Source organism: Sporomusa rhizae, from assembly GCF_041428845.1.
Taxonomy (GTDB): Bacteria; Bacillota; Negativicutes; order Sporomusales; family Sporomusaceae; genus Sporomusa; species Sporomusa rhizae.
Genome location: NZ_CP156925.1, coordinates 3,807,453 through 3,830,774 on the forward strand (window position 1 = coordinate 3,807,453; position 23,322 = coordinate 3,830,774).

26 protein-coding genes and 1 tRNA gene are annotated in these 23,322 nt (G+C 50.7%); 4 read left to right on the plus strand and 23 right to left on the minus strand.

Annotated elements, in window-relative coordinates:
- Positions 1-26: 26 nt before the first annotated feature.
- The 15 genes from SRRS_RS17990 to SRRS_RS18060 form a co-directional block, all read right to left on the minus strand.
- Positions 27-359 carry a hypothetical protein gene (locus SRRS_RS17990; protein WP_371362473.1) on the minus strand — a complete coding sequence of 111 codons (333 nt, stop codon included), beginning with the start codon at positions 357-359 and terminating at the stop codon, positions 27-29.
- Positions 360-376: 17 nt separating this feature from the next.
- A complete protein-coding gene (locus SRRS_RS17995) occupies positions 377-1,735 on the minus strand; it encodes a TIGR00341 family protein (RefSeq protein ID WP_371362475.1) in 1,359 nt (452 codons plus the stop codon).
- On the minus strand, positions 1,732-3,291 hold the full coding sequence (locus tag SRRS_RS18000; RefSeq protein WP_371362476.1) for a Na+/H+ antiporter: 1,560 nt from the start codon (positions 3,289-3,291) through the stop codon (positions 1,732-1,734). Before SRRS_RS18000 ends, SRRS_RS17995 begins: the two co-directional genes overlap by 4 nt.
- Before the next feature lie 12 nt (positions 3,292-3,303).
- A complete protein-coding gene (locus SRRS_RS18005) occupies positions 3,304-4,248 on the minus strand; it encodes a GGDEF domain-containing protein (protein WP_371362477.1) in 945 nt (314 codons plus the stop codon).
- 22 nt (positions 4,249-4,270) lie between these two features.
- On the minus strand, positions 4,271-6,013 hold the full coding sequence (locus tag SRRS_RS18010) for an APC family permease (protein WP_371362478.1): 1,743 nt from the start codon (positions 6,011-6,013) through the stop codon (positions 4,271-4,273).
- An 86-nt stretch (positions 6,014-6,099) separates the two neighbouring features.
- Positions 6,100-6,561: a GNAT family N-acetyltransferase gene (locus tag SRRS_RS18015; protein WP_371362479.1), complete on the minus strand. Its 462-nt coding sequence runs from the start codon at positions 6,559-6,561 to the stop codon at positions 6,100-6,102.
- Positions 6,558-7,643 (minus strand): alanine/ornithine racemase family PLP-dependent enzyme, encoded by a 1,086-nt coding sequence (locus tag SRRS_RS18020; RefSeq protein ID WP_371362480.1) that lies wholly within the window; start codon positions 7,641-7,643, stop codon positions 6,558-6,560. Before SRRS_RS18020 ends, SRRS_RS18015 begins: the two co-directional genes overlap by 4 nt.
- Before the next feature lie 42 nt (positions 7,644-7,685).
- The gene (locus SRRS_RS18025) at positions 7,686-8,726 is read right to left on the minus strand and encodes a mechanosensitive ion channel family protein (protein WP_371362482.1); all 1,041 of its coding nucleotides are present in this window, start codon (positions 8,724-8,726) and stop codon (positions 7,686-7,688) included.
- 50 nt (positions 8,727-8,776) lie between these two features.
- Entirely contained in the window at positions 8,777-10,579 is a 1,803-nt protein-coding gene (gene mrdA, locus SRRS_RS18030; RefSeq protein ID WP_371369872.1) for a penicillin-binding protein 2, read from the minus strand.
- A gap of 71 nt (positions 10,580-10,650) precedes the next feature.
- Positions 10,651-12,096 (minus strand): glucosyl-3-phosphoglycerate synthase, encoded by a 1,446-nt coding sequence (locus tag SRRS_RS18035; protein ID WP_371362483.1) that lies wholly within the window; start codon positions 12,094-12,096, stop codon positions 10,651-10,653.
- Positions 12,097-12,151: 55 nt separating this feature from the next.
- Positions 12,152-12,850, minus strand: a complete 699-nt coding sequence (locus tag SRRS_RS18040; RefSeq protein WP_371362484.1) for an HAD family hydrolase — start codon at positions 12,848-12,850, stop codon at positions 12,152-12,154.
- A 432-nt stretch (positions 12,851-13,282) separates the two neighbouring features.
- Positions 13,283-13,438 carry a YvrJ family protein gene (locus SRRS_RS18045; protein WP_082378445.1) on the minus strand — a complete coding sequence of 52 codons (156 nt, stop codon included), beginning with the start codon at positions 13,436-13,438 and terminating at the stop codon, positions 13,283-13,285.
- Positions 13,439-13,460: 22 nt separating this feature from the next.
- Positions 13,461-13,685: a DUF2922 domain-containing protein gene (locus tag SRRS_RS18050; protein ID WP_371362486.1), complete on the minus strand. Its 225-nt coding sequence runs from the start codon at positions 13,683-13,685 to the stop codon at positions 13,461-13,463.
- A 46-nt stretch (positions 13,686-13,731) separates the two neighbouring features.
- The gene (locus SRRS_RS18055; protein ID WP_371362487.1) at positions 13,732-13,953 is read right to left on the minus strand and encodes a DUF1659 domain-containing protein; all 222 of its coding nucleotides are present in this window, start codon (positions 13,951-13,953) and stop codon (positions 13,732-13,734) included.
- Between the two features lie 286 nt (positions 13,954-14,239).
- Positions 14,240-14,776 carry an N-acetylmuramoyl-L-alanine amidase gene (locus SRRS_RS18060; protein ID WP_371362488.1) on the minus strand — a complete coding sequence of 179 codons (537 nt, stop codon included), beginning with the start codon at positions 14,774-14,776 and terminating at the stop codon, positions 14,240-14,242.
- Positions 14,777-14,932: 156 nt separating this feature from the next.
- On the opposite strand from SRRS_RS18060, the gene SRRS_RS18065 reads away from it, so the two are divergent.
- A complete protein-coding gene (locus SRRS_RS18065; protein WP_371362489.1) occupies positions 14,933-15,160 on the plus strand; it encodes a hypothetical protein in 228 nt (75 codons plus the stop codon).
- 313 nt (positions 15,161-15,473) lie between these two features.
- Here the strand turns inward: SRRS_RS18065 and SRRS_RS18070 are convergent, their stop codons facing one another.
- From SRRS_RS18070 to SRRS_RS18080, 3 genes are all read right to left on the minus strand, one after another.
- Positions 15,474-15,800, minus strand: coding sequence for a single-stranded DNA-binding protein (locus tag SRRS_RS18070; RefSeq protein ID WP_054259876.1), 327 nt, complete (start codon positions 15,798-15,800; stop codon positions 15,474-15,476).
- Between the two features lie 151 nt (positions 15,801-15,951).
- The gene (locus SRRS_RS18075; protein WP_371362490.1) at positions 15,952-16,311 is read right to left on the minus strand and encodes a hypothetical protein; all 360 of its coding nucleotides are present in this window, start codon (positions 16,309-16,311) and stop codon (positions 15,952-15,954) included.
- A gap of 55 nt (positions 16,312-16,366) precedes the next feature.
- On the minus strand, positions 16,367-16,588 hold the full coding sequence (locus tag SRRS_RS18080) for a hypothetical protein (RefSeq protein WP_371362491.1): 222 nt from the start codon (positions 16,586-16,588) through the stop codon (positions 16,367-16,369).
- A 192-nt stretch (positions 16,589-16,780) separates the two neighbouring features.
- Between SRRS_RS18080 and SRRS_RS18085 the strand changes: the two genes are divergently transcribed.
- From SRRS_RS18085 to SRRS_RS18095, 3 genes are all read left to right on the plus strand, one after another.
- Entirely contained in the window at positions 16,781-17,125 is a 345-nt protein-coding gene (locus SRRS_RS18085; protein WP_371362493.1) for a helix-turn-helix transcriptional regulator, read from the plus strand.
- Positions 17,126-17,347: 222 nt separating this feature from the next.
- A complete protein-coding gene (locus SRRS_RS18090; RefSeq protein WP_371362495.1) occupies positions 17,348-17,560 on the plus strand; it encodes a hypothetical protein in 213 nt (70 codons plus the stop codon).
- Between the two features lie 104 nt (positions 17,561-17,664).
- Positions 17,665-18,843: a tyrosine-type recombinase/integrase gene (locus SRRS_RS18095; protein ID WP_371362496.1), complete on the plus strand. Its 1,179-nt coding sequence runs from the start codon at positions 17,665-17,667 to the stop codon at positions 18,841-18,843.
- 111 nt (positions 18,844-18,954) lie between these two features.
- Here SRRS_RS18095 and SRRS_RS18100 read toward each other — a convergent pair.
- The 5 genes from SRRS_RS18100 to ercA form a co-directional block, all read right to left on the minus strand.
- Positions 18,955-19,031 (minus strand) — tRNA-Arg (locus SRRS_RS18100).
- A 175-nt stretch (positions 19,032-19,206) separates the two neighbouring features.
- On the minus strand, positions 19,207-20,523 hold the full coding sequence (locus SRRS_RS18105; protein WP_371362497.1) for a hexokinase: 1,317 nt from the start codon (positions 20,521-20,523) through the stop codon (positions 19,207-19,209).
- Between the two features lie 348 nt (positions 20,524-20,871).
- A complete protein-coding gene (locus SRRS_RS18110; RefSeq protein WP_371362499.1) occupies positions 20,872-21,042 on the minus strand; it encodes a Spo0E family sporulation regulatory protein-aspartic acid phosphatase in 171 nt (56 codons plus the stop codon).
- A gap of 108 nt (positions 21,043-21,150) precedes the next feature.
- Positions 21,151-21,990, minus strand: coding sequence for an ATP-binding protein (locus SRRS_RS18115; protein ID WP_371362500.1), 840 nt, complete (start codon positions 21,988-21,990; stop codon positions 21,151-21,153).
- Positions 21,980-23,143 (minus strand): alcohol dehydrogenase-like regulatory protein ErcA, encoded by a 1,164-nt coding sequence (gene ercA / locus SRRS_RS18120; protein WP_371362502.1) that lies wholly within the window; start codon positions 23,141-23,143, stop codon positions 21,980-21,982. The genes SRRS_RS18115 and ercA overlap by 11 nt, the downstream gene beginning before the upstream one ends.
- Positions 23,144-23,322 lie beyond the last annotated feature (179 nt).

A 23,322-nucleotide genomic window follows, 5' to 3' on the forward strand; every position in this document is an offset into this window, starting at 1 on the left:
ACATCCACCGCACGCATTTCCCTCTGCTACGCCGAAAAGTCTGTACTCACAAAACGTAGTGTATCTTCCGTGAGCGAAATTATTTGTTGCGGGTTCTCAACTTCCAAACGCCGCAACAACTGTTCCAGCATTTTATAAATCTCTTCCTTCTCTGCCTGTTTAAAGAAAAAATATTCATTGGGATTATGATCGCCATTGGTATCGCATTCAAGAATAAACGTTTCCATATGGTAGTAAACATTAATTCGCCCCTGATCGGATGTAAGCAAATAGGAACGGTGGATTATCCGGTTAATATCCAAAGCTTCCTTAATCAGCCACCCAACCGCCGGATATTGATCACAGGAAACATGATGCATAATTACTCTTCCCCTCTCTATTTCGGCTCTTCATACAAAAGGCTACCATTAGATTTTTGTGGTGCGGCAGGATTATTTTGTATTGCTTTGCTCTCGATGTTAACTTCGACCCGCCGCTTTAGCCTCTCCTCAAGAATATTTTGAATGGTTTTACTTAACTTGTCGTCTACCGGAGATGCACTGGAAATTTTCACCGTAACCTTATAGGTTCCTTCGCCTTTGCGGTACTCTAACGTGTAGTCCTCTAATTTTGCATTAGGCAGCAAAGACAGTTTTTCCTGTAAAACGGTATCAATGACTTCCTCCGGGGTACTGCTTTTTACCACTTCGACAATTTCCTTTTCTTTTACTTTCGGCAGTAACGCCTGGAAGGTATCGATATTGGTCTTGTCATTGACTTTTTGCACCAGGACCACATCGGCGCTAACGCCTACCGGTTTTCCCAGCCGTAATTCCAGCAAATTTTCCATTTGCCGGATATTTTCCGGCACGATAATTTTCGTCGTGCGAAAAGCGGCATCAATCTCATAGCGGTTGTCCTGTTCCCGGTAGTCTGCTGAAATCAGCGTCGAATGCGGCGCAATCACATCCAAAGATTCGATGAGCGATGTTTTAATAACTTTTTCAATGTTGGCATGACTATACGTTTTATACATGATAAAGGCCAATGGTATGGAAATGACAATCAAGAGCACCACCGGGTACAACATCCGGTAGGTGGTTTTCTTGGCTTCACCTGTTTTACAGGCGCCGTCATGACAACTGTCACGGGAGAATCCCGCCAATTCAAACATAGCGATAGCCGCCACATTAATGGCAATCATATTCGCTAAAAACAGCAAAAAGGCGCCGCTGACCACGGAAAAACTTTGCTTCGCCAGCCCGATGCCCACTACGCACAAGGGAGGCATCAAGGCGGTGGCAATGGCAACCCCCGGCAGGGTAGCGCCCTGCGGCTTCACACACATGGCGTACGTTCCGGCCGCACCGGAAGCCAAGGCAACCACTAGGTCCAATATGGTCGGCGTGGTTCGCGCCAGGACTTCCGGTGTTAATTCCGCGCTCGGCAGCACCAGTGTTAACAGCGCCGCCAGGACAACCGCCGTAACCGCGCCTAACGCCTCCGCCTTGGCCGACATTTTTAACAGCGGATTGCTGTTGGTCGCCACTGCCAGCGCCCCGCCCAGAATGGGGCCCATCAGGGGAGCGATCAGCATGGCCCCGATTACGACAGCCGTGCTGTTGGACAATAATCCGTAAGTAGCTACCGTACAGGATAGTACCACCATCCCGAAAAAATAACGGTCCGGGCTGGCATCCCCCAAAACATTGTTATAGATCGTTTTTTGTCCTTCTTTATCCGGCCATTGCGTCATGAGCTGCGCGAACCTCCCTCTGCATCGTGAATCTGATCTGCTCTCATTTCTTGCTCTGTTTCCAGCTGGCTTATCAGTTTTGCGGCCGCACTCCATTCCATAATCCCGCTGCGCGCCGCATTATGGAAGGCCGTTTTTTGCGCGAGTAAGACAATGCGCTCAGCTTTTTTCTGTTCATCGGCAGCGATGTTTTCATCCGACATATGAAGCCTGGCGATCCTTTGTTCAATTGCCTGCTGCTTTACGGCGATCTGCTCGGCCATTTCATCGCGAACCGATTGGGAGATGGCCCCCTGCCGCACATTGCGGTCCAGCTCCTCCACCGCCACGCGCAGCGACATATTTTCGCCCAATAATAAGTGATAGGCTTCTAAATCACTTTGTTTCCGGCTCAATCCCAGTTTGGCAACCAGCGGCTCAATGGTCAGCCCCTGCCCCACTAAAGAAAGCAAGACTACGCCAAAAATTACCGGAATAAGTATGTCCCGTTCCGGCACAGCCGGGCTAATCCCCAGTACCATCGCCATGGATAACGCCCCTCTTAACCCGCTCCAGACCAGTACATGCCGCCACCGGCTGGGAATAACCTGCCCGGCGGCAGACAATAAGGCCGAAAGACTATACACGGAAAGGGCTCTCGCCGCCAGGACAACGGCGGCAGCGACAAGGACCGGCAGCAGGCTGTCCGCCACCGGCATGACCGTAATCTCTAAGCCGACCAGTAAAAACACCATCGAGTTGACCGCAAAGGCTGCATATTCCCAAAACGACAGCACCGCCATGCGCGAAGCCGGGGTCATGCCTTGCGGCAAGCCATAGTTGCCCACGACCAGGCTGGCGGCAACCACAGCGATAACCCCCGATACGTGCACGCTTTCCGCTGCCAGATAGGAACCATACGCCACCACGGTGGTCAGGGTAATTTCCAACAGGTGATCATCAAACTCTTGCGTAATGCGTGACGCTACCGCGCCAACAAGTATCCCGATAACAGCCCCGCCACAAACTGTGACGACAAAGGAAACGAGGCTCTGGGATAACGAAAATGCGCTGGTCACCAATACGCTTTGGAGTACCCCGAACAAGACTACTGCGATGCCGTCATTGAACAAACTCTCCGCTTCGACAATCATCGACAGCCGCTCATTCACCCCCAGCCGCTTAAACAAAGCCAATACCGAGATCGGATCAGTCGGCGAAATCATGGCCCCGAATAGCAAAGCCACCAAAATAGGCAGCCCTAACAAGTAGTGCATGCCATAGCCCACAAGCACAGTAGAAATAACTGTCCCGAAAATGGCTAAGACGCCGATGATTTTCCACTGCCGCTGCAAGGGCCGGAAATGAATATTAATACCGGCTTCAAACAATAACGGCGGCAAAAAGATAGCAAACAAGATATGGGGCTCCAAGTACACCCCGGGTAATAAGCCAAAGTAACCCACCACCAAACCGGTTAACACCAGTGCAATCGTATACGGAATTTTTACAAACCGTCCTAGCATCGCTACAATGGAAGCCAGCAGCATTAACCAGAAAAATGAAAATGAATGCATCTAGGTTTCACCTCACTCCTCGCCTTTATCTTCCCGGAAGTCATCCCCGCCATCCGCTACGAACGACGGAGCCTGGCCCCGTTTCGTTTTTTTCGCCTTATACATATTTTCATCCGCTTGGGCCAGCAAGGCTTCCAGATCAATGGTTTGCCCCTTCAGGCATTCCGCTTGGCCAATGCTAAGCGACAGCGGGTATGACAACTTTCGCTTGCTGTTATATTTATGCAATGCCGCCTGTAAACGCCCGGTTGCCCGCTGACCGGCGCTCTCCTGCTGCCGCAGCAGCAAGACGGCAAACTCATCGCCGCCTAACCGGCCAATAACATCCGTGCTGCGAAATACCGTCCGCAGGACATTGGCCGCCTCGAGCAGCAGCACATCCCCTTCCTGATGACCCAAGGTATCATTCACCCATTTCATATGGTCCACATCCATAAACAAAACCACTACACTCATATTCAGCCGGGTCGCCACCGCCACCGCCTGTTCCGCTCTCTTAACAAAGCCGCGGCGGTTGTATAGCCCTGTCAGCGTATCTACCAGCGCCGTTTCGCGAATTTGCTGCCGCATCTGGTGGCGTTCCACAGCATGCTGCACAGCCTTCGCCAAATAGTTGCTGGTTATTTCCCGCAGGGAAAGCACCTCCTGGACGCCTAACTCGATCACCTCGCTATCGGCCTGATTGGCGGCACCGGCATCCTCCACCAGAATAATCGGCATCTCCAGCGCCAGTTCGCGCACCTTACCCTCATAATCCGGCTCATCCTGCGCGAACGCTTTATCCATAAAAAGCAAACACTTGCCATTGCCCGCCGCTGCCCGCTCAACGCCGTCGCGCCAGCGGTAGACACTGGTCATCAGCTTTTTGTCATACCCGGCCATCATCAGCATGGCGCGCAATAACATCGAGTCTTCCATCTTTTTCACAATAAAAATAAATTGCAGTTCTGCCTTCATGCCCTATCACACTCCGTTATATCTAAATAATCAGCCGTACGCCCCCCAGCTCAGCCAGGCTATAGGTAAACCCGCCATTGGGTGAGCCGATGAACATAAAATTGGCAGGTATCTTCCATTTTTGTGAAAGCTCCTGAATCAGGTCCGGGCCGAACTCGCCGCGCTGCACAATAAATTCAATATCGATTTCCGGATACGCCCTGTCCAGAAACCGGATGTCTTCCGCCAAGCGCGGCGGCACTTCACCGCCTGCGCGCACAACAGTAACAATTTTCATGCGGTTGGTATGCTCATTGTTTCTGACATAGATAAGCGCCAAATTCAAGTTGGCCAAATCGCCGCCCCGGGTAAAAAACACAACCTGCTGCGAATTTATGTCATCAATCTTGCGTTGCAGCAGCCGGGAGAGAACCTCGGCGGCCCAGGTTAATTTTTTACTGACTGCCTGGATAAAAAACAGACAGCCGGTCAGCAGCACTACACGGTTTAGCATAATCAACACAATAATGACGGTCGGCAAAAAGTATTCAAAAAAAATGCCTACATAGACCGGATTCATAAATACATTACCCGCCAGCGCCGCAAGCACAGCCGCAATCGCGAACAAGACACCCGCCCAGGATGCGCTCACCGGTCTTCGCAGACCGCTTCTCCTCATTTTCAGCAGCAAATTGCCTACCCCGAACAGCGCCATCACCGCTAAAAACGAAATGGTATATACGCCTGCCAGGGTTGTCAACCGCCCGCGCGTGACGGCTAGCACCGATACACTGAGCACAAAGAAGGCTATGACAATCCGGTATTGCGTCCCATACCGGTTTACCTTCAGCAAAATCTGGGGCAGACACCGGTCCAGCACCATACGGTGCACCAGCCCGGTAACGCCAATGAAGGAAGTTAATACCGCGCCGCTTAAGACCAGCGTGGCATCGAGGGAAATCAAGCCTGCCAGCCAGTCGCCGCCGGTTATCTGCCCCATATGAGACAGCAGCGCCTCCTGATGTCCCGCAATTTCTCTCACCGGCGCCAGCGCCAGCGCCAAAAACGCCATCACCGGGTTAATAACCGTTACCGCCAGCCACATATTGCGCAGGGTTTTGGGAAAAACGCCTGCTTGTTGTTCTTCCACAAAATTCGCCGAGCTTTCAAAGCCGGAAATGCCTAGCATGGCTGCTGAAAACCCCAAAAATAAGGCCATAGTCAAACTGCCCTCTACCGGTCTTTGAAAATTCTCCAGGAAAATTTGCCAGCCATTGTGCGTCAATCCCCATACCGCAGCCAGGATTAATATCCCCATTGTACTTAAATGCAATAGAAAAATGGCAGTGGCAACTTTAGCGGATTCGCCAATGCCCATAATTGTCAGAACCATGAAAACGGCCAGCAGGCCAATGGTAGCTTCCATCACAGGCAGACCCTGCCAGAGAATTTGCAAATAATGCATGGCTTCATTGGCCGAAATAACCGCGGTTGCCATATATGACAGCAGCGTAAAACAGGCGGCCAGAGAGGCGACAAATTTGCTGGTGGTATTCAGCAGCGCATTATAGGCGCCGCCATTCAGCGGCAATGCCCCCACCACTTCGCCGTAAATACTCCGGTAGAAATACAGAACGACCGAAACCATAAGCAAAGACACCCACGCCCATTGTCCGGCGTACAATATGGACAAGGCCGAAACATATAAGCAGGAAGAAGTAATGTCATTGCCGCAGATCGCCGTGGCCGCCCATTCATTTAGTCCTGGTTTTGTTTTTGCATTCATCACAGTTTCCCTCAATTCATATCCATCAAATAAAAAGACGCATTTCTATATACCGAAGGTTCACCTGTATAGAATGCGTCTTCCCGTCATGTCAGATTATCCAAGGATAACATCATTACCAACCGGTCTTCGCCTGGTCCGTACTCATCTATTTTTGTTTCTTTCGCCACAAAGCCCAGCTTTCCTGCATAAACCTTGATCGCGCCCTTATTATCAGGGTCTACCGTCAATTCAACCTCAGCTATATTTTCTTGTTGTAATGCTTGCAAACTTGTCTGCATTAACAGCGTTCCTAACCCCTGTCCGCGCCATTCTTTGGCGATGGAAACTCCGATCAGATATGCTTTTCGCGGATTCTCCCAATCCCGCATGTATTGGATCAGACCAATGGCCGCTTCCTTCTCGCTGGCCACAAACACCCGGCCATGGCGAATGAACGGCACAAGATGCCATTCATTCAACCCCCCGTCGCCAAACGCTTCCGCTTCCAGTTGTACCAGGCGTTGCAGCATTGCTAAATCAACATTTTTCAATAATTCAACCTTCATAAAATCTTGCCTCCTTTGAACCGCTTTTCCACGTAACGCGAATCACTTGCCGACAGCAAGCCCGGATATGTCAGGCCAAAGACAAGTTCATCGCCAACCGCAAGCTCTTGTCCGGCGTCGGTAATATCGACAATCGTATGATCGCTGCTGGCCCCCAGTATCTTTGCTTTTCCCTCCAGGGGAAAAATCCCCTCAATATACACATCTTGCTTCCCCAAAGCCAAAATGGCTCGTTTCCGTATCCCTGCATCAATAAACTGCGGCGTATTCCCGAACGCATCCTTGCCCACCTCGCCGATCGGCACAGACGGCTTATCTTTCACCTCAATCACCTCGGCCCTGAGCCGGAAGGCATCTTGATACAGCCACGGAATGCCCCGGTTATTCGTGGTATCGGTGCCAAGCAAAATTCCTTCGCCAATCCGTAACTGGTTAATTCCCGCCGGAATGAGGTCGCTTTCCACCAGCAACAACGTGGACGTCCCACCCCCGGAAATCACCTCCAGCCTATGCCCCAGCTGCCGTTCTACCGCCAGTCCCAATTCGACCAGCAGCCCCAAATTATTTACGCTGGGCAATATACCGCCAAAGCACCCCATATTTGTCCCTATCCCGATAAAATTCACCCCGGGTAAACCGCCAATTTGCCTTACCGTATCCAACACATTTTCCTGCATAATACCCTCGCGCAGATCGCCTACATCGACCATCAACATGATGTTGTGCCGTTTTCCTAGTTGCAGGGCCGCAGCGGCCAACGCCCGTATGACCGCAACTTCCGAATTAATGCTCGTATCCGCATACTGCACTACGTTGTTCACATTGCTTAACCGGGGAATCCGCAATAACGTAATCGGGTTCTGAAAATTCTGTTTCCTAAGTTCAACGATATTCTCCATTCTGGCATCGGCTAACCCTTCAATCCCGCCGGCAAGCATCGCGCCGACAATTTGCTGCATCGCGCTAAATCCTTTGGTGACGCCAAGCACCTCAATTCCCTTTTCCCAGCATTTGGCAACTACCCGCTCTGCATTGGCGGTAATTTTATCCAAATCAATTTCCAGTACCGGACATCCCTGCATCACAATTCCCCCTCTGCCTTACTCTCCATTCGTATTTCTCCTTTAGTTTTCCACAGACTTCATATAAACCGTGCGTATCGGGAAAGGAATTTCAATCCCCTCCCTGTTGTAGCGTTTGTGCAACCGCTTAATTAATTCATGTTTGACTTTATATTGATCAATAAAGGTTTGCACCCGCAAAATCACATTAAACAGTATGCTGGAGTCGCCAAAGGTATGGAACCGGACAACCGGCTCAAAATTTTCAACACCTGCCGCCAGTTCGGACATAACCTCCTTCGTCACTGCCAGCGTTACTGTTTCCACATGATCCAGATCACTCGCATAACTTACGCCTACGCAGAGACTAATTCCCAATTCCTTATCCGGTTTATCATAATTGGTAATAATGGCCGCAGCAATTTTCTGGTTCGGCACAATAACAAGGCTGTTGCCTAATGCCTGTATTGTGGTGTTTCGCCAGGAAATATCCACCACGTACCCCTCTTCCCCTGTTCCTAATTTTATATAATCCCCTGCCTGAATCGGTTTAGCCAGAAGAATATGCAGACCGGAAAAGACATTGGCCAGCGTATCCTGCAGCGCCAGTGCCACAGCCAGGCCGCCCACGCCCAACGCAGTCAAAACCGGCGTAATGGAAACCCCGAAGGTTTGCAGTATGATCAATATTCCCGTCACATAGGCCGCAGCTTCTATCATGTTGGCCAGGATGGACGCTGCGGGAAACGGCCCTTCGGCCTTGCGGGCATAGAGGGCCGCCAGGGCGGCAAGTACACGGGCTATCACCATCGTAAGGGAAAACATACCGGCTATCACTAAAGCCGCATCCAGCAATTTCAACCACTCCGGTTTCATTTCAACCAGGCGCATAGCGCTGTAACTGCCCAGCAATATGCCCCATAATGTCGGCACGCCCTGTAGCGCTTTATCCAGTATTTCGGAATAGATCGCCGATATGCGCGCCGCAATGAGACGAATTTTTTGTAACAAACTTTTACTCACCAAAATGCCAATAGCATTACATAGAAAAAAAATTGCCACTGACAACAAAATTTCTTTCATATCCGGCATAGATAACATCATCCGCTACCGCCTCCTCTTTTCGCCCAAAATGTTAAATCAAGAAGCACCACCTATCTTGCCTTCTCTCGGTCCGCCTGCGATGCTTCCACATGGAATACTGCCGCCAAAATGTCTTTGGCAATAGGAGCCGCCGACTGCGAACCGTACCCGCCGTGCTCCACCACTACCGCCACCACCACCTGGGGATTCTCAAACGGCGCGTAAGCGACGAACCAGCCATGATCATCGCCCTGCGAATTCTCCGCCGTCCCTGTCTTCCCGGCTATAGCAACAGGGAAGCCCTGAAAAACATGCGCGGCCGTGCCGCCAGGCAAAGCTACCTCCTGCAACGCATGGCGGATAACCGCCAGCGTAGGCCCGGATATGGTTGCCCGCCCTGTCTGCTCCGGCAAAAACGCCTGGATGGTTTTCCCGGCGGGCGAGACTACTTTACTGACCAAAAAAGGCCGGTAGCGGTAGCCGCCGTTGGCAACCTCGCCCATAACCATCGCCATTTGCAGCGGTGTCACCAACTGAAAGCCCTGACCAATCGCGGCGTCAAACGTTTCCGACAGATACCACCTATCCTCGTACATTTCTTCCTTATAGCGCCGGTTTGCCACCAACCCCTTTGCTTCTCCCGGCAAATTAATGCCGGTAGCGGCCCCCAGCCCATACAGCCGTGCATATTTTTCCAGATTGTCAATACCAACCCGGTTGCCCATTTCATAAAAGTAGACATTATCCGATTTGCTTAAGGCCTCTTTAAAATCAATCCAGCCCAGGGCTTCCCCGCCGGCATTGCCTTTCGGAATCAGCCAGTGCTTGCCGGTATCCAATATTTTTTCTTGCGTGGTAACTTTGCCTAATTCCAACGCCGCCGTGCCTGTAATAATTTTAAAAACAGAACCCGGCGGATATTCCCCGGCAATGGCCCGGTTTGTCAGCGGGTTAAACGGATTACCGACAAGCACATTCCAGTCTTTTTCCGAAATGCCGCCATTAAATACATTCGGATTAAACGCCGGCCGGCTCGCCATCGCTAAAATCTCACCGGTCTTCGGATTCATGACCACCGCTGCCGCCGCCTTCGCTTTACGCCTATGCAGCCTTGACTGCAAATAACGCAGTCTTTCATCCATTGCCTGCTCAGCCGCCTGCTGAATGGAATAGTCAAGGGTCAGCACTACATCATTGCCCGGCACGGGCTGTCGCTCATCCAGCATTTGAACCGGCTGCCCGTTGACATCCACTTCGATGCGCTCAGCGCCGGCCGTTCCGCGGATATATTTATCATAGACCTTTTCCAGGCCGGCTTTCCCTATGATATCCCCGGTTTTATAACCATCCTCTTTTTTCTGTTGTAGCTCCGCCCCGCTAATTTCTCCGACATAACCAAAAATATGGGCGGCAAAGTCCTGGTAAATATACTTTCGCACCGGCTGAGCCTTAATCACAATCCCGGGAAACGCACTGCGATTTTCTTCAATTTTGCTTATCGTCTTTTGATCGACATCGGTTTTTAACCGCACCGGTACATAGGAAAATCCGGTGTGGCGATTTATTTTTCCGCTGATTTCGGCCACATCCATAGCTAAAATCCGGCTCAACGCCGCCATCTCTGCATCCGGTATTGGAGAAGAACCAGTTGCGACCGTCACGGCAAAACTAGGTCGCTTCGAAACCAACGGCACCCCGTTACGGTCATAAAAGATCCCCCGCGGCGCCTGAATGGGTACAATGCGAATGCGGTTCCCGTCTGACAGCCGCACATAATGCTGTCCCTGTACGACCTGCAGATAACCTAAACGGCTGATCAGGACCGCAAAAACCAGTAGAATCAGCCACTTCATTACATCAAGCCTTCTAACCATGACCTCCCCCACAAAAGGCCTCCTTTCCCCATGACACGAGCGATTCTCCTAAGAATAAAACTGCTTACTTCTCAGTCATTTTCCCCGTACTCCCGCCAGATAACGTCAAACCGTTTGCTGCCAATCTCAAACTGCCGCTGGGCAGAGTAGACACGCCGTAACGTATTGCAGCTGTGACCATCTCCGCTGCCCCTTCCCATCTCCGCCAGCACTTGCAAAATTTGAAAGGCCATCTCACTCAATCCAACAACATCTTTGGACCGATGCACTACCGTACCGAGATTTACCTGACAGGTCGCCCAAAGTCCCGCCTGCTCCACCACTTGCAATAACATAGCCATTTCCACGCCATAGTTAACCGGAATACGCATATTTAAAAGTTCATCACGGTAAATAGCCACCGTTCCGGCTAAAGGCTGAATAAATCCGGATAAATGCGGCATAAAGGCATTAATCCAGGGACGGGCTAATATTTCCGTCACGCGGCCGCCGCCTAATTCTATACCAGAGGTTTCCACCTTGACCGGCCGGGCAAAATAGCCTTTTGAAAAACGAATGGCCGGATTGGTAAACATGGGTCCCAGCAGACCGTAAAAAAACCGTGGTGTAATGCTCTCAATATCCGTGTCCACCCAAGCCAAAATATCGGCGTCGGTAACAAATGCGCTCTTGAACATCGCTTCCCCTTTGCCGCGATAACTGCCGAGTTCCGGGCGTATTTCAGGATGCACATAGACCGGAATGCCATAAGACTTGGCAAGCGCAACGGTGTTATCTGTCGAAGCAGAATCTACCAAAATCACCTCGTCAATCAAGCCGGCTGCCTTTACCTCCAAGGCCGTCTTGATGACATTGCCCACCGTCCGTTCCTCATTCAGACTGGGTAATAAAACAGCCACTTTTTTATTTAATTTCTGCTTATAGCCGCGCAACACCGCCGGCAGCGAAAAGTCCCCGGCGTCAAACGTCCGCTGCCGCACCCAGCGATAAATCTCATCACTCTCATCAAAATGCACCGTATCATCCGGGCCGCGCACAATCGTCACACTGCCTGCATAGTGCTCCTTGACCGCCTGATATAAGGGCTGTATTTCCGAGAAAGCCAGCGGCGCACCAAAAAACAGCATGGCATACTCACTGCCGATTGCTCTGATCAGCTCCGACACCGAGGCATCCCGCCGCCACATAACGGATACACTGTCAAAGAGAGCATTGGCCGGAGCCACAACGGAAGACAAAAACACCTCTTCCAGTTGCGGCAACCTTTCTTCCAAATGAAAAATTTTTATGTGTCTTACACCGGATGCTGCCAGAACATCCAGCACGGCTCTGGCGTTGACGCCGCCGCGTAAAACGGCGGCCACGGCGCCTTCATGCCAGCCGTCCGTTATCGCGGTAATGCGATTTTTCTGTATGCAGCTCTCCTGCAAGTTTGCGAAATCCACTATATGAACAGCCGCCTTATTATCCAGCAGCGGCCATGAAGCCAGCCCTGTTTCCACTCTGTCCTTGTCCATGAAAACACCCCCATCTATTCCAATGAATTTTTTACCATAAAGAAAAGCGAAGATGTCAGAATTCATCCTGACATCTGCCATTTAATTCCTGTACCCAGGCCAGCAGCGGCCCAAACTCCCGGGTTTCAATATGATGCTTAGCACTGTCCCGCAGCAACTGATGCTGGGTACAGAAGGAAACTCCGAGACCGGCTAAACGCACCATACACACATCATTTTCACTGTCACCCACGGCCACGATATCCGCTGCAGCAACTCCGCACTGTTCAACAATGAACCGCACCAAGTGACTTTTACATACGGCATGCTCACACCAGGACCCTTCCGTCTTCAGAAAGTAGCCGGGAATTGTAACAACACCGGTTACTTTATTCTGCACAAACTCCAGCTGATTGGCAAAAACCAAATCAATGCCAAGCCGTTTGCCCACCTGCTGCACCACACAGTCATAACTGTCGCTGACAATAGCCGTCATATACCCCAGGTTCTTTAGCTCTGTGATAACCTTTGCGGCATCCGCAACCAGTGGAATACTGTCGGCAATCTGAAACATTTGCTGCCTGCTTGTCCCTGCAAGCAAGCTTGCTATCGTTTGTGTTCGCAACACGGCATGCTGAATCTCCTGCCTGGCCTGTTCCAGTTTATCGGAAAAGCCCATTTCCGCCGCCGCTGTATCAATAAAACGTCCCTGTAAAAGAGTATTATCCATATCAAATAAAACAATCCTATCGATTCTGCGCTTTACTTCCTGCATAATTTCTCCCCCCCATTTTTTTAATAAAAAAACAGGTGAAGTCCGTTGTGCAGACTCCACCTGTTTTAAGACAATATATAACTTATAGTTATAGTATATCAAATTTAGGGACATAGGTCAAGGTTAGCGACTTCCCCCTGCCGGCTTCCTCCCTTTTTGTGCGCTTTACTGCAACTATAAAAACTACCGGTAGGATTCTATTCAGCAGGCCAAGGTAAGCAGCAAACTGGCTTCATCAGACCGATCGCCAGTGTCATGAACACTCCCCCTCCTTGTCCGGGTTCCGTTTGTTCTTCTTTACTGCAGATGCAGGCACCGCTTCAGCCGGTAAAGCCCCCTCGCGCACCAGAGTGCTCTCCGACTCTGCTTCCGGCTCCGCCGCCTCAATCCGTTCCATATCCGCTGGCGGCGGACCATACACTGTTTTCAGTATCATTTTTTTGTGACCTCCATCCTTTCGACGCAATTACACATTTGGTTAATTGCGCTGGTCAGTTCGGTCAGGCGCTTTTCCAGTCTGACCAAAAGGTAGAAGGCCACGACCATGGGAAAACCGTAGGTCGCCGTCAGTCGGGCCAACTCCTCCATTTGCAGGGCCTCCTCTTATCCATTAGGTTAACTCGGTAATCGCCAACTGGCGGATTTGTGCTTCCTTGGCGGTCACCAGGTCGCCGCTGGTACTGGCAAACACGTTCTTGGCAATGATGGTAGCCATCACCGCCTGCGCTTCGGCCAGCGTCACCCCGTCCTTGGGGTCTCTGACCACCACCGTCACCTCTTTATTGCCCCCGGTGATAAACACCAGTTCCAACGTCTTGGTGTTGGTATCAGCCATCGCTCACTCCTCCTTTCTAATTATCCTGTCAATACGCTCCTTGCTTTTACTGGTTCAACAGATAGGCATTGTCAACCCGGGAAATATCCGCTACCGGATACTTTTGCAGCCCCATCAAAGCCTGGGCGACATCGAACAAATCCTGGTCGGTCGCCGTCGATTTACCGGTGTAGTTCCGAGTCACATACGCCGGACTGCCGGAAGTTGTTACTCCTTTTTGCAGCTTAATAGCAATGGTGCTGCTCTGCGGCATTTTTACTACAGCCATTATTGTAACCTCCTTTCTTCTACGATTTCCGACGCAAAAGGCACACCCCGGGAGGTGTGCCTGTCTGCGCCTGGAACGGATTATGACAAGCGCGGCTTTACAGCCACGCGGGTCACCACGTTTCGCCCGTTCCAGGAGCTATTATTTCATTTTGTAATTATTATATATGCATTTTACAATGTTGTAAAGTATTTTCCGTTAGCGCCCCCGGACGGCAGCAGTCACCAGGACAAACCGACAGTCCAACCCTTAGCCGGGGCCAGTGCAGTTCCAAATTGGGCGAGTGCTAGCAGGCAAAATAGTCCGCCAGCCCGCTGGCTACGGCCACCGCTGCCGCTAACTGGCCGGCATAACCGGTCAACAGTAATCGGTCCGCTTCATTGGAGATAAAGGCTACCTCCGCCAGTGCGGCCGGGCAGTCCGTTTCCCTAAGTACCTGAAAATTGGCCGTCTTCACGCCCCGGTCGGCGGTGTTAAGTTCCGCCACCAACCTGGCCTGAATGCACTCAGCCAGCCGCTTGCCCCTTGCGCTGCCCGGATAATGATAGACCTCCGTGCCGTGCGCGACCGAGCTCTCGGCGCTGTTGGCGTGCAGGCTGACAAACACGTCCGCTCCGCTCACATTGGCTAACTCTGCCCGGAAAGCTAACTCGTCAGTTGTAATATCGCCGGTCCGGGTCAGTAAAACGTCATGTCCCGCATCATACAGTTGTTCCGCCAGCAATTTGGCAATCGCCAGCACCACATCGCACTCTCGCACGCCACCGGCGCACGCTCCCGGCTCTACCGGCCCGGAATGACCGGAGTCGATGACAATTTTCATTTCCTTTCCCACCCCTTTATCGTATGATTTAATTACATTCTATCTGCTGCCCGGCAGAATAACTGACACATAGGCAAAGCCCGCTCCGCATCCCTGTGGGCGGCGCTGCAGCCGCTGACGCGTCTTCCGCCTGCCGTCCTCGGGCTGCTCCGCTCAGTGCCAACCAAAACGGATACCGCTCTATGTCCGGCCGTCCGCTCCTTGCGGCGTTTCGCTAACGCTGCACTCTCCTCATCCGCTGCCGTCCGGTCACCGCTGACGCTTAGAGCCGTATCCTGCCGGGCGGCTGTTCATAGTCTGGGCAGAGGACGCAGACCGGAGTACTCCCTGGCACTCGCACCCGGACTGCCACGGGGAACCAAGGTAACGTCCACCCATCCCTAACCCTTCCCTGCCAAAGGGAAGGGGAGGCGGCCATCCGCTAATGACTTTTATGTCCACGCCCGCCCGTTGGGTCCGCTCCGCCGGGCTATCGCTGCCGCTGGACATAAACAGGACATTAGCGGACGTCCACCGCCGCTGCCGCGGAGCGTCGCCCTAGCTCCTTAAACTACCGGACCCACCCCTGACCCCTCCCGTCAACCGGGAGGGGAACAAGCCGCGCCAGCAGCAGCCTGTCCTCTATATCCGCGTCCGGCCGCCCGTCCCGGCTACCGTCAACGCCTTGCTTTCCACACACACCGCCGCGGCCTGACGGCTAACCCGGCCGGGCCAGGCCCAGCCTGTCCAAAAACTCAATATCCCGAACCACCACCTCGGTCACCTTTCGCCGCTGACCGTCCGTTCCTTCTAGCTGCCGCGTATGCAGCCGCCCTTCAATCGCCACCCGGCGGCCGCCGTGGCCCTCCTGACCAATCTGCTCGGCCAGCGTATCCCAGGCGACGCAGTCAATCGCGTCGGTTTCCTCCCGCACTCTGGTCTTGAAAGCGACGGTCAGCGAAAACGAACACACCGCCTTGCCGCTGTTGGTTATGCGCATGTCCAGGTCCGGGGACAAGCTTCCCACCAGAAAGACCTTATTCATGCCCGTCCTCCCCTTTATTGTCCACATAGTCACAGGCTCTATTACTATTATTGGTTTACGTTTATTAATAAAGTTTACGTTTAAATAATATAACCAGGTTGCCAACCATAATGGTTGATAAACCCGCCTTTGCCAACCCGCTTGCCAACCATTATGGTTGGCAAAACGGCTTCACCAGCGATAGCCGCGGCTTATCCACAGGGTTATCAACAGATTTATCCACAACTTTATGATGCACTGGCTGCAGTTCATAATACGGTGCCAGCCGGCCGGGGCGGGGCGTATGAATAAGCAGCCCGGCCGCCACCAGTTCGCCGCGGGCTCGCGACAGCGTCGTATAGCTGTAGCCCAAAAACCCCAACAGCGTACTGGCGGCCACCGTCAGCCGGGGCGGCCAGCCGGCCCGGTTGAACAGATGCATCAGCACGCCCCACAGGGCCTGGGCTTCACTGGACAGCGGCCGCGTGAGCAACTGCGCGTAGAACGCGTTGAGCTCGACAATGTAATTCATGGCCCCGCCCACTTCCACCGGTGAAAGGCTTCTTTGGACCGCCGGCGCCTCAGTCTCACGGCAGGACGCGCTTCAAATTGGCCGCGTCCACGCCCGTCTTGGCACTGGCCCGCCGCCGCAGCCACTCATCGGCGGCCTCCACATGAATTAAAAAACGGTTGCCCTCCTTCGACGCCGGAAAGTCCGGCAAATAGCAAAACTCCCGCACCCGGTTCTGGCCAATCCCGGTCATGGCGGCAAACTCCTTGACCGTGACCACCAGCTTGGCGTTACTCATAAAAGACCCTCCCCATAAATGAATTAACGCAATTTTTATATTGCATTATGTAATAATTATACGGGACGATTTTCCTTTTTTCAATACAATTTTCACTTTTATATTTACAAATCGCAATGCAATATGTACAATGTGGGTAGCAGCTACTTTTTACAGTGTGTGCAAATCAATCATAATGGTGTGTGATAAAACATGAGCAAAGAAATAGGGGCGCGCATCCGCGCCGCCCGCGAACGGCTCCATATGTCTCAGGCCGCCCTGTCCGAGGCCATCGGAGCCGGCAATCAGTCCACGGTGGCCGGCTGGGAGCGGGGCCGCACTGAACCGGACGGCGAAACGCTGGCCCGCCTGGCCGTCATCTTGAAAGTTTCGACCGACCACCTCTTAGGCGTTGACGACGGCGTGCTGTCCCTGCCGGCCGACGTGGCCGACCTAGCTAAGGACATTGCCGGCCTGCCGCCCTCGGAACGGGCCGTCATCGAAAAGATCGTGGCCGCCTTAAAAGCCGAAGACAAAGCCAAAGTTGTCCCTCGTTAACCGGTGGATACGCAACATGCTCTATCCCGGCGGCAAGCGCCGGAAATAAAACAGGCGGCCGAGTGGCGGCCGCCGAGTGGATAATGTACATAGGACAAAAGGATGGTGTGTGACCATGGCGCATGAGGCAAAGTGCCTGCGTGGCTCCGGGAGGCCGCCGTAGCGTGGACAAGCGCTACGGCCCTTCCCCGGAGAAATCGCCAGCAAAGGAGGTGTGTGTATATGGAACGCAAATACGGCAATGGCAGTATCTATCGACGTCAGGACGGCCGCTGGGTGGCCGCCGTCTGCAGCCGCGCCCCGGTGGCGGGTAAAACCGTCCGTACCTATCTCTACGGCAAAACCAAACAGGAAGCGCTGCAGAAAAAAATGGAGCTCCTTGCGAAACGCAAAGAACTCGCCGCCACTTCCGGCCTGACTGCCTCTCACAGCTAGGCTGCGCCTGTAATTCGTTGCAAACCGCATGCGGTGGCAACGGGTTATACAACAACAGCGTGCAGCCGCCCTTGCCACCGACATCAAGAAGGTGGTGTGTGCTCATGGCGAAACGGGCCAATGGCGAAGGAACCATTTGCAAACGCAAGGACGGCCTCTGGATGACGGCCGTCATCATCGGTCGCGACGCCGCGACCGGCAAACCCATCCGCAAATACTGCTACGGCAAGACCAAAGGCGAAGTGCAGCAGAAAAAAGACGCCCTAATCGAACAAAGCAAAGGGCCGGTCTTCATTGACGCCGACAAAATCACCGTTGGCCAGTGGGTGGAAAAATGGCTGACCATTTACGCCAGGGCCAGCGTCCGGGGCAATACCTACATTGGTTATCGCTCGGTCGTCAACAACCATATTCTGCCGCTCTTAGGCCAGATTAAACTGCAAAAACTCAGGGGGATTGATATTCAAAACATGGTAAACACCATCAAAGACAACGGCGGCGGACCGCGCCTGGCCGAACTGGCCTTTGCCGTCCTGCGCGCCGCCTTAAACACAGCGTTCAACGAAGAAATCCTGCACCGGCTGCCATTCAAAACCGTGTCCCTGCCCAAGAAGAAGCGCCGCAAGGAATTTGTGCCTTTAAGCAGCACCGAATGGGCGCACCTCTTCACGGCAGCCGAGGCCGACGCCGCCATGTATGCCGCCCTGTCCCTGGAATGGGCCACCGGCATCAGCCGCTCCGAACTCTTAGGATTGAAGGGGATAGACTTCAATTTCACCACCGACAGCGTCAGCATCCAGCGGGCCCTCATCATCACCGACAACGGCCTGGAGCTCGACGACACCAAAACCACCGCCCGCCAGCGCGTCCTGCCCCTGCCGGAAATCACTATCCTGCAGATCAAGCAGCACCTGGCACAACTGGCGGCAACGATCGCCGCCCATAAGCTCAACGGCCAGCCCTGGGAAGACAACAACCTGGTATTTCCCAATTCCCTCGGCAAACTCCAGGACCCGCGCAACTGGTCCAAGCAATTTAACCGCCTGGCCAAAGCAGCCGGCGTCAATGTCACCTTTCACAAACTCCGGCACGATCACGCCAGCCGCCTCTCGGCCAACGGCGTCAGCATCAAAGACGCCCAGTACCGGCTGGGCCACAGTACCACGCAAATGCTGCTCAATGTCTACACCCACAGGATAACCGGCGGCCAGGAACAAATCGCCTCATGGCTCAATTCTTCCTTTCCGGTCGCACCCATCACTCATGAGACACCACTTAACTGACCGTTTAGAAAATGCAGCTTACGCCGCGTTGTTGTACGGTTGTTGTAAAGCTGCTCTGAAAACGAAAAAAAAGGCTTCACGAAATCACTCGCAAAGCCTTGATATACCTAATGGCGACCCCGGCAGGATTCGAACCTGCGACCTTTTGATTCGTAGTCAAACGCTCTATCCAGCTGAGCTACGGAGTCATGCACCAACTAACTACTTGACTATTATATTATGCAAATCAAATATTGTCAACATGCCAAGCAATATTTTTTGTTAACAGTTTCTGGATATAAGGAACCACGCTTTCGCCTGGATAAGTGCAACATCGCCTCCGCTCTCGTTCAGGCGCGGCGCAAGCCGTGTTTTCTTTATGTTCTAAACAGACTTGAAGACAGTTGCAGCAGCGATGGCTGCACCAATTCCGGAACCGTCTTTGCTTAGCCTAATCGTGACCAACTTAGCCTTCTCACCAAGAATATCTGACATGGCCTTTGCCAGTTGTTCCGCATAACCCGGCATTTTTTCATAAAGTGAACCGTCAACGGCAATTGTGTGACGTCGACTAAGTGCGGGATCTATCTTCCAAAGCACACCTGTCCACGTGGCCGCGACCAAGCGAGCGGAGCGCGAAGTAACTAGTCTGGCTATTGTATGAATAGCTTTAAGTTGACTTGCATTAAGATTCCTCATACCCCAACAAGAGCCTGCTACGGCTGATACTTCGTCTAATTCCGCTGAAGAATCAGCAAGTATTGTTGAAAGATTTTCGGTAGGCAGGGAATAAGGAACACGGAGTCTGTCAGCAGTTTCAAGAAAGTGTCCGTTAGTAGCTAGCTCGCTGATAATTAGGCGGACAATTTCTCCCAAATACTGACCTGAGGCTATCTTCTCTAATCTTTGGGCTCCCGGTTTTTCACTGGCTTGATCTAATATAATATCGTATTTTGTCTGCATTATGCCATCAAAATTTCCAGATTCCATGTTAACTATCATAGGACCATTCGATATCGGATGACAGGGTTCCAAGTAGCAACTGTTATGGCCGGTCCCACAAATAGCTCCGATCATAGTATCTGCATCATTATAGGCAGCAGCCAGCAAAGTACCGGTCGTATCGTTAATCACAGCTTGTGGAAAAACATGACCTAATTTATTTCGCGCTAACGCCTGCTGTAATAACTGTCCAACATTCTGGCCTTCTACGCCTGCAGTCTTAATCTCTTTCGTCCAGCTTATCAACACAGCTTCATTAACTCCATACTGATGACAAGGAAATGAAAAAGTATGACCGAGAGGATATACTCCATCAGGCGGGACGATTTCAGCGATTTTACCGGCGATAAAGTTCAACAATTCGATTCCGGATGCAGACGAAGCAGTATAATCATACGTGCCTAGTCTATCTTTTAGTGGAAAAAATCGTCGATCAATTATATATGTCTTCCCTTTTCCGGCTAGTTCAACAAACAGCACACGCACATTTGTACCACCAAAATCGACAGCTACTATTTTTCCTTGTTCCCGGCCGGTTGGGCACGATATAAATGATGGCAGCATCTTAAGCGAACTGGGTTTACCGGATAAACCTGCCAGCATAGCCTGTCGAAAACTTGCAGCAATACTATTCATTAAACGGCACGGTACAGCTAGTTGGCCTTCCAACACTACTAAAAACTTGTGCAAATTGTCCAAGCTATTACCTCCGCAACTAGTATATCTACAAGCTAAAGCATTTATTTATCGTGATACTTACTTGGTGTACACAGGAATCGTACTCCTCTCACCAACCATATATATTGACGCAGCAAAAGTCGTTTAAAGTCCGGCCACACCAAAAGTAAGATACTTGCGGCTACTACCAGCATACGAAAATTATATTCAGTATAAAATTGCTCTATAATAATAAATCCTACAAGTGCGATTCCAGTAAGTCTGAACCATTTCATCATCAAACCTTCTTCCATTCAGATTTATACAATATATGCCTCTGAGGAAGAACCAGAATAGCTTACTATTTGAAATATTGAATACAGTTACGGCTTATGTATTGCGTTCTAAATGATAATACTTGCTAATCTGGCTATCTAATAACTGGCTTGCTTCCAATACCTGAGGGTGTGACAAACCATAAGACGCAGCAAGAAAATGCATTTGTTCGCGCAAATATTCGATTATATCAAGAATGTTAAGTGTTTCGATTTTATTTGACAACAGACGGAACCTCCAATTGAAAAAGTGTCGTTGTAACAACAACAAATAACATTATAACCTATGTTACCTTATTTTGGAAGAAAAAATATTGCCTTTTTACATTTTTTTTTACAATCTAAAGAAAAAAGTCGCTCCCTGACCGACTTCGCCTTGAGCCCATATTCGTCCCCCATGACGATTGATAATGCGCTGAACGGTAGCCAAGCCTATTCCGTTCCCCGGAAACTCGTGAACTGTATGTAATCTCTGAAAAGCGCCAAACAATTTATCTGCATAAACCATATCAAATCCGGCACCATTATCTCTAACATAAAGAACTGCGCGACCTTCATTATCAGTAGTTTGTCCGACCTCAATCAGTGCATCATTACATTTTGTAGTAAATTTAAAAGCATTACCTAGGAGATTTTCAAACAGTATCTGTAGCATTTTGGTATCTCCGTATGCTTTAAGTCCCGGCGCAATAGTAACAACTACATTCCTGTCAGGCTGCGCCTGCTTAAGCATTTGCGCAACCGCATCAACAAGAGCACTTATATCGATTTCCTGTTTAACAATTTGACTACGACTAAGCTGCGACAAATTTAGCAATCCGTCGATCAATTCAGCCATACGCTGGCTTGCCAAACGGACTCTGTTTAGATACTCTTTTCCTTCATCGTCCAGCCGGTCACCATAATCCTCCAGGATGGCCAAACTAAATCCATCAATACTACGGAGTGGCGCTCGCAAATCATGCGACACCGAGTAGCAAAAAGCCTCTAGCTCCTTATTGGCGGCTTCCAGTTGTGCCGTCCGTTCTGCTACCCGTTGTTCAAGCTCGGCATTTAGTTTTTCCAACTCATCCATCCGCTGCTGTAGTTCCGGATAATAACTTTTACGAATAGACTTTTTACCAAGCCCTATTAGCTTGTCCCGCAGGTCCTTGGTATTAGAATCATAATGCATGGCGGAAAATCTCCTCAATATCTTTTATGCTGGCCGTACGTGGATTGGTAGCCAAACACGGGTCTAAAACAGTGCTGCGAGCTAACGTAGGAATATCGGCTTCAGTCACACCAATATCTGTTAATGTTTTGTGTATACCCAATTTTTCCAGGAAGGACTCGATTTTTGTTAAGAGCAACTTTTCCTTATCATCTACAGCCATACCAGCAAAATCAAGCCCCATTATCTCACCGATTTTTTCGTACCGATCCCGGCAAGTGGGGAAGTTAAATCTCATAACATGCCTTAACAGTATCGCGTTACATTCGCCATGCGGCAAGTCGAACATCCCGCCTAAGCTATGGGCCATAGCATGTACCGCACCTAAAACAGCATTAGAAAATGCCATTCCTGCCGACAAACTACCCAACATAGTATAATTTCGGTATTCAATATTCTCAGGACTACGCAACGCCAATGGCAAATACTTACTCATCAGCTCAACCGCTTTTAAAGCATGCAGATCGGTTAATGGTGAACTGGCTGTTGAAACAAAAGCTTCAATCGCATGGGATAAAGCATCTATCCCCGTGCAAGCGGTAAGATAGGGCGGCATGGACGTTAGAACTACTGGATCTATCAGCGCAACATCCGGCACCAAAGCTTTGCTGACAATAGCCATTTTTGTCTTCCGAATGCTGTCAGCAATGATGGCAAATTGTGAAATATCAGCTGCACTGCCAGCTGTTGTCGGAATGCAAATTAGCGGCGGCATAGGATTGATCACTTGGTCAACGCCTTCAAATTCATTGATGTGGCGTTCATTAGAAAAAACTATACCGATTCCTTTTGCGCAATCCATTGGACTACCGCCACCGACTGCAAGTAATAAATTACAGGCATTTTCGCGAAAAATATGTGCGCCATTCATTACATCATAGTCACGGGGATTAACATGCACGTCCTCAAATACAACATAAGAAAGAGAATGCTTTTTCAAACTGTTTAAAACGGGTTCCAGCCAGCCTGCCTTATTCACCCCAGCATCAGTAACAACCATTACTTTTCTGGCACCAAAGTTCCTGGCATACTGCCCCGCGAGCTCGATAGCACCAGTCCCAAAAACAAATTCAGGTACAACAAATTTACGTAATTCAAGAATGGCTGCAGTCATACCTTCCCCCCCGTATTTTTGTTATTTCAATTGTAACAAAAATTTACACCCAATGGTAAATAAATGTAAATATTTTAATTCATTTAAATAAAAAATCTAATTTTTTACTTAGTTTTTGACAAATTCTGTAAAATAAAAAAATCACCCGGTATAATATCCGAGTGAATTTTTTATTTAAA

Excerpts from the sequence above, each read along its gene's own strand:
- SRRS_RS18040 (WP_371362484.1), bottom strand. The coding sequence starts at position 12,850 with ATGCAGGAAGTAAAGCGCAGAATCGATAGGATTGTTTTATTTGATATG.
- SRRS_RS18025 (WP_371362482.1), bottom strand. The coding sequence starts at position 8,726 with ATGATGTTATCTATGCCGGATATGAAAGAAATTTTGTTGTCAGTGGCA.
- SRRS_RS18085 (WP_371362493.1), top strand. The coding sequence starts at position 16,781 with ATGAGCAAAGAAATAGGGGCGCGCATCCGCGCCGCCCGCGAACGGCTC.
- SRRS_RS18000 (WP_371362476.1), bottom strand. The coding sequence starts at position 3,291 with ATGCATTCATTTTCATTTTTCTGGTTAATGCTGCTGGCTTCCATTGTA.
- ercA (WP_371362502.1), bottom strand. The coding sequence starts at position 23,143 with ATGACTGCAGCCATTCTTGAATTACGTAAATTTGTTGTACCTGAATTT.
- SRRS_RS18080 (WP_371362491.1), bottom strand. The coding sequence starts at position 16,588 with ATGAGTAACGCCAAGCTGGTGGTCACGGTCAAGGAGTTTGCCGCCATG.
- mrdA (WP_371369872.1), bottom strand. The coding sequence starts at position 10,579 with ATGGTTAGAAGGCTTGATGTAATGAAGTGGCTGATTCTACTGGTTTTT.
- SRRS_RS18050 (WP_371362486.1), bottom strand. The coding sequence starts at position 13,685 with ATGGCTGATACCAACACCAAGACGTTGGAACTGGTGTTTATCACCGGG.
- SRRS_RS18045 (WP_082378445.1), bottom strand. The coding sequence starts at position 13,438 with ATGGAGGAGTTGGCCCGACTGACGGCGACCTACGGTTTTCCCATGGTC.
- SRRS_RS18055 (WP_371362487.1), bottom strand. The coding sequence starts at position 13,953 with ATGGCTGTAGTAAAAATGCCGCAGAGCAGCACCATTGCTATTAAGCTG.
- SRRS_RS18005 (WP_371362477.1), bottom strand. The coding sequence starts at position 4,248 with ATGAAGGCAGAACTGCAATTTATTTTTATTGTGAAAAAGATGGAAGAC.
- SRRS_RS18010 (WP_371362478.1), bottom strand. The coding sequence starts at position 6,013 with ATGAATGCAAAAACAAAACCAGGACTAAATGAATGGGCGGCCACGGCG.
- SRRS_RS18060 (WP_371362488.1), bottom strand. The coding sequence starts at position 14,776 with ATGAAAATTGTCATCGACTCCGGTCATTCCGGGCCGGTAGAGCCGGGA.
- SRRS_RS18035 (WP_371362483.1), bottom strand. The coding sequence starts at position 12,096 with ATGGACAAGGACAGAGTGGAAACAGGGCTGGCTTCATGGCCGCTGCTG.
- SRRS_RS18020 (WP_371362480.1), bottom strand. The coding sequence starts at position 7,643 with ATGCAGGGATGTCCGGTACTGGAAATTGATTTGGATAAAATTACCGCC.
- SRRS_RS18015 (WP_371362479.1), bottom strand. The coding sequence starts at position 6,561 with ATGAAGGTTGAATTATTGAAAAATGTTGATTTAGCAATGCTGCAACGC.
- SRRS_RS18115 (WP_371362500.1), bottom strand. The coding sequence starts at position 21,990 with ATGCATTATGATTCTAATACCAAGGACCTGCGGGACAAGCTAATAGGG.
- SRRS_RS17995 (WP_371362475.1), bottom strand. The coding sequence starts at position 1,735 with ATGACGCAATGGCCGGATAAAGAAGGACAAAAAACGATCTATAACAAT.
- SRRS_RS18090 (WP_371362495.1), top strand. The coding sequence starts at position 17,348 with ATGGAACGCAAATACGGCAATGGCAGTATCTATCGACGTCAGGACGGC.
- SRRS_RS17990 (WP_371362473.1), bottom strand. The coding sequence starts at position 359 with ATGCATCATGTTTCCTGTGATCAATATCCGGCGGTTGGGTGGCTGATT.
- SRRS_RS18070 (WP_054259876.1), bottom strand. The coding sequence starts at position 15,800 with ATGAATAAGGTCTTTCTGGTGGGAAGCTTGTCCCCGGACCTGGACATG.
- SRRS_RS18075 (WP_371362490.1), bottom strand. The coding sequence starts at position 16,311 with ATGAATTACATTGTCGAGCTCAACGCGTTCTACGCGCAGTTGCTCACG.
- SRRS_RS18095 (WP_371362496.1), top strand. The coding sequence starts at position 17,665 with ATGGCGAAACGGGCCAATGGCGAAGGAACCATTTGCAAACGCAAGGAC.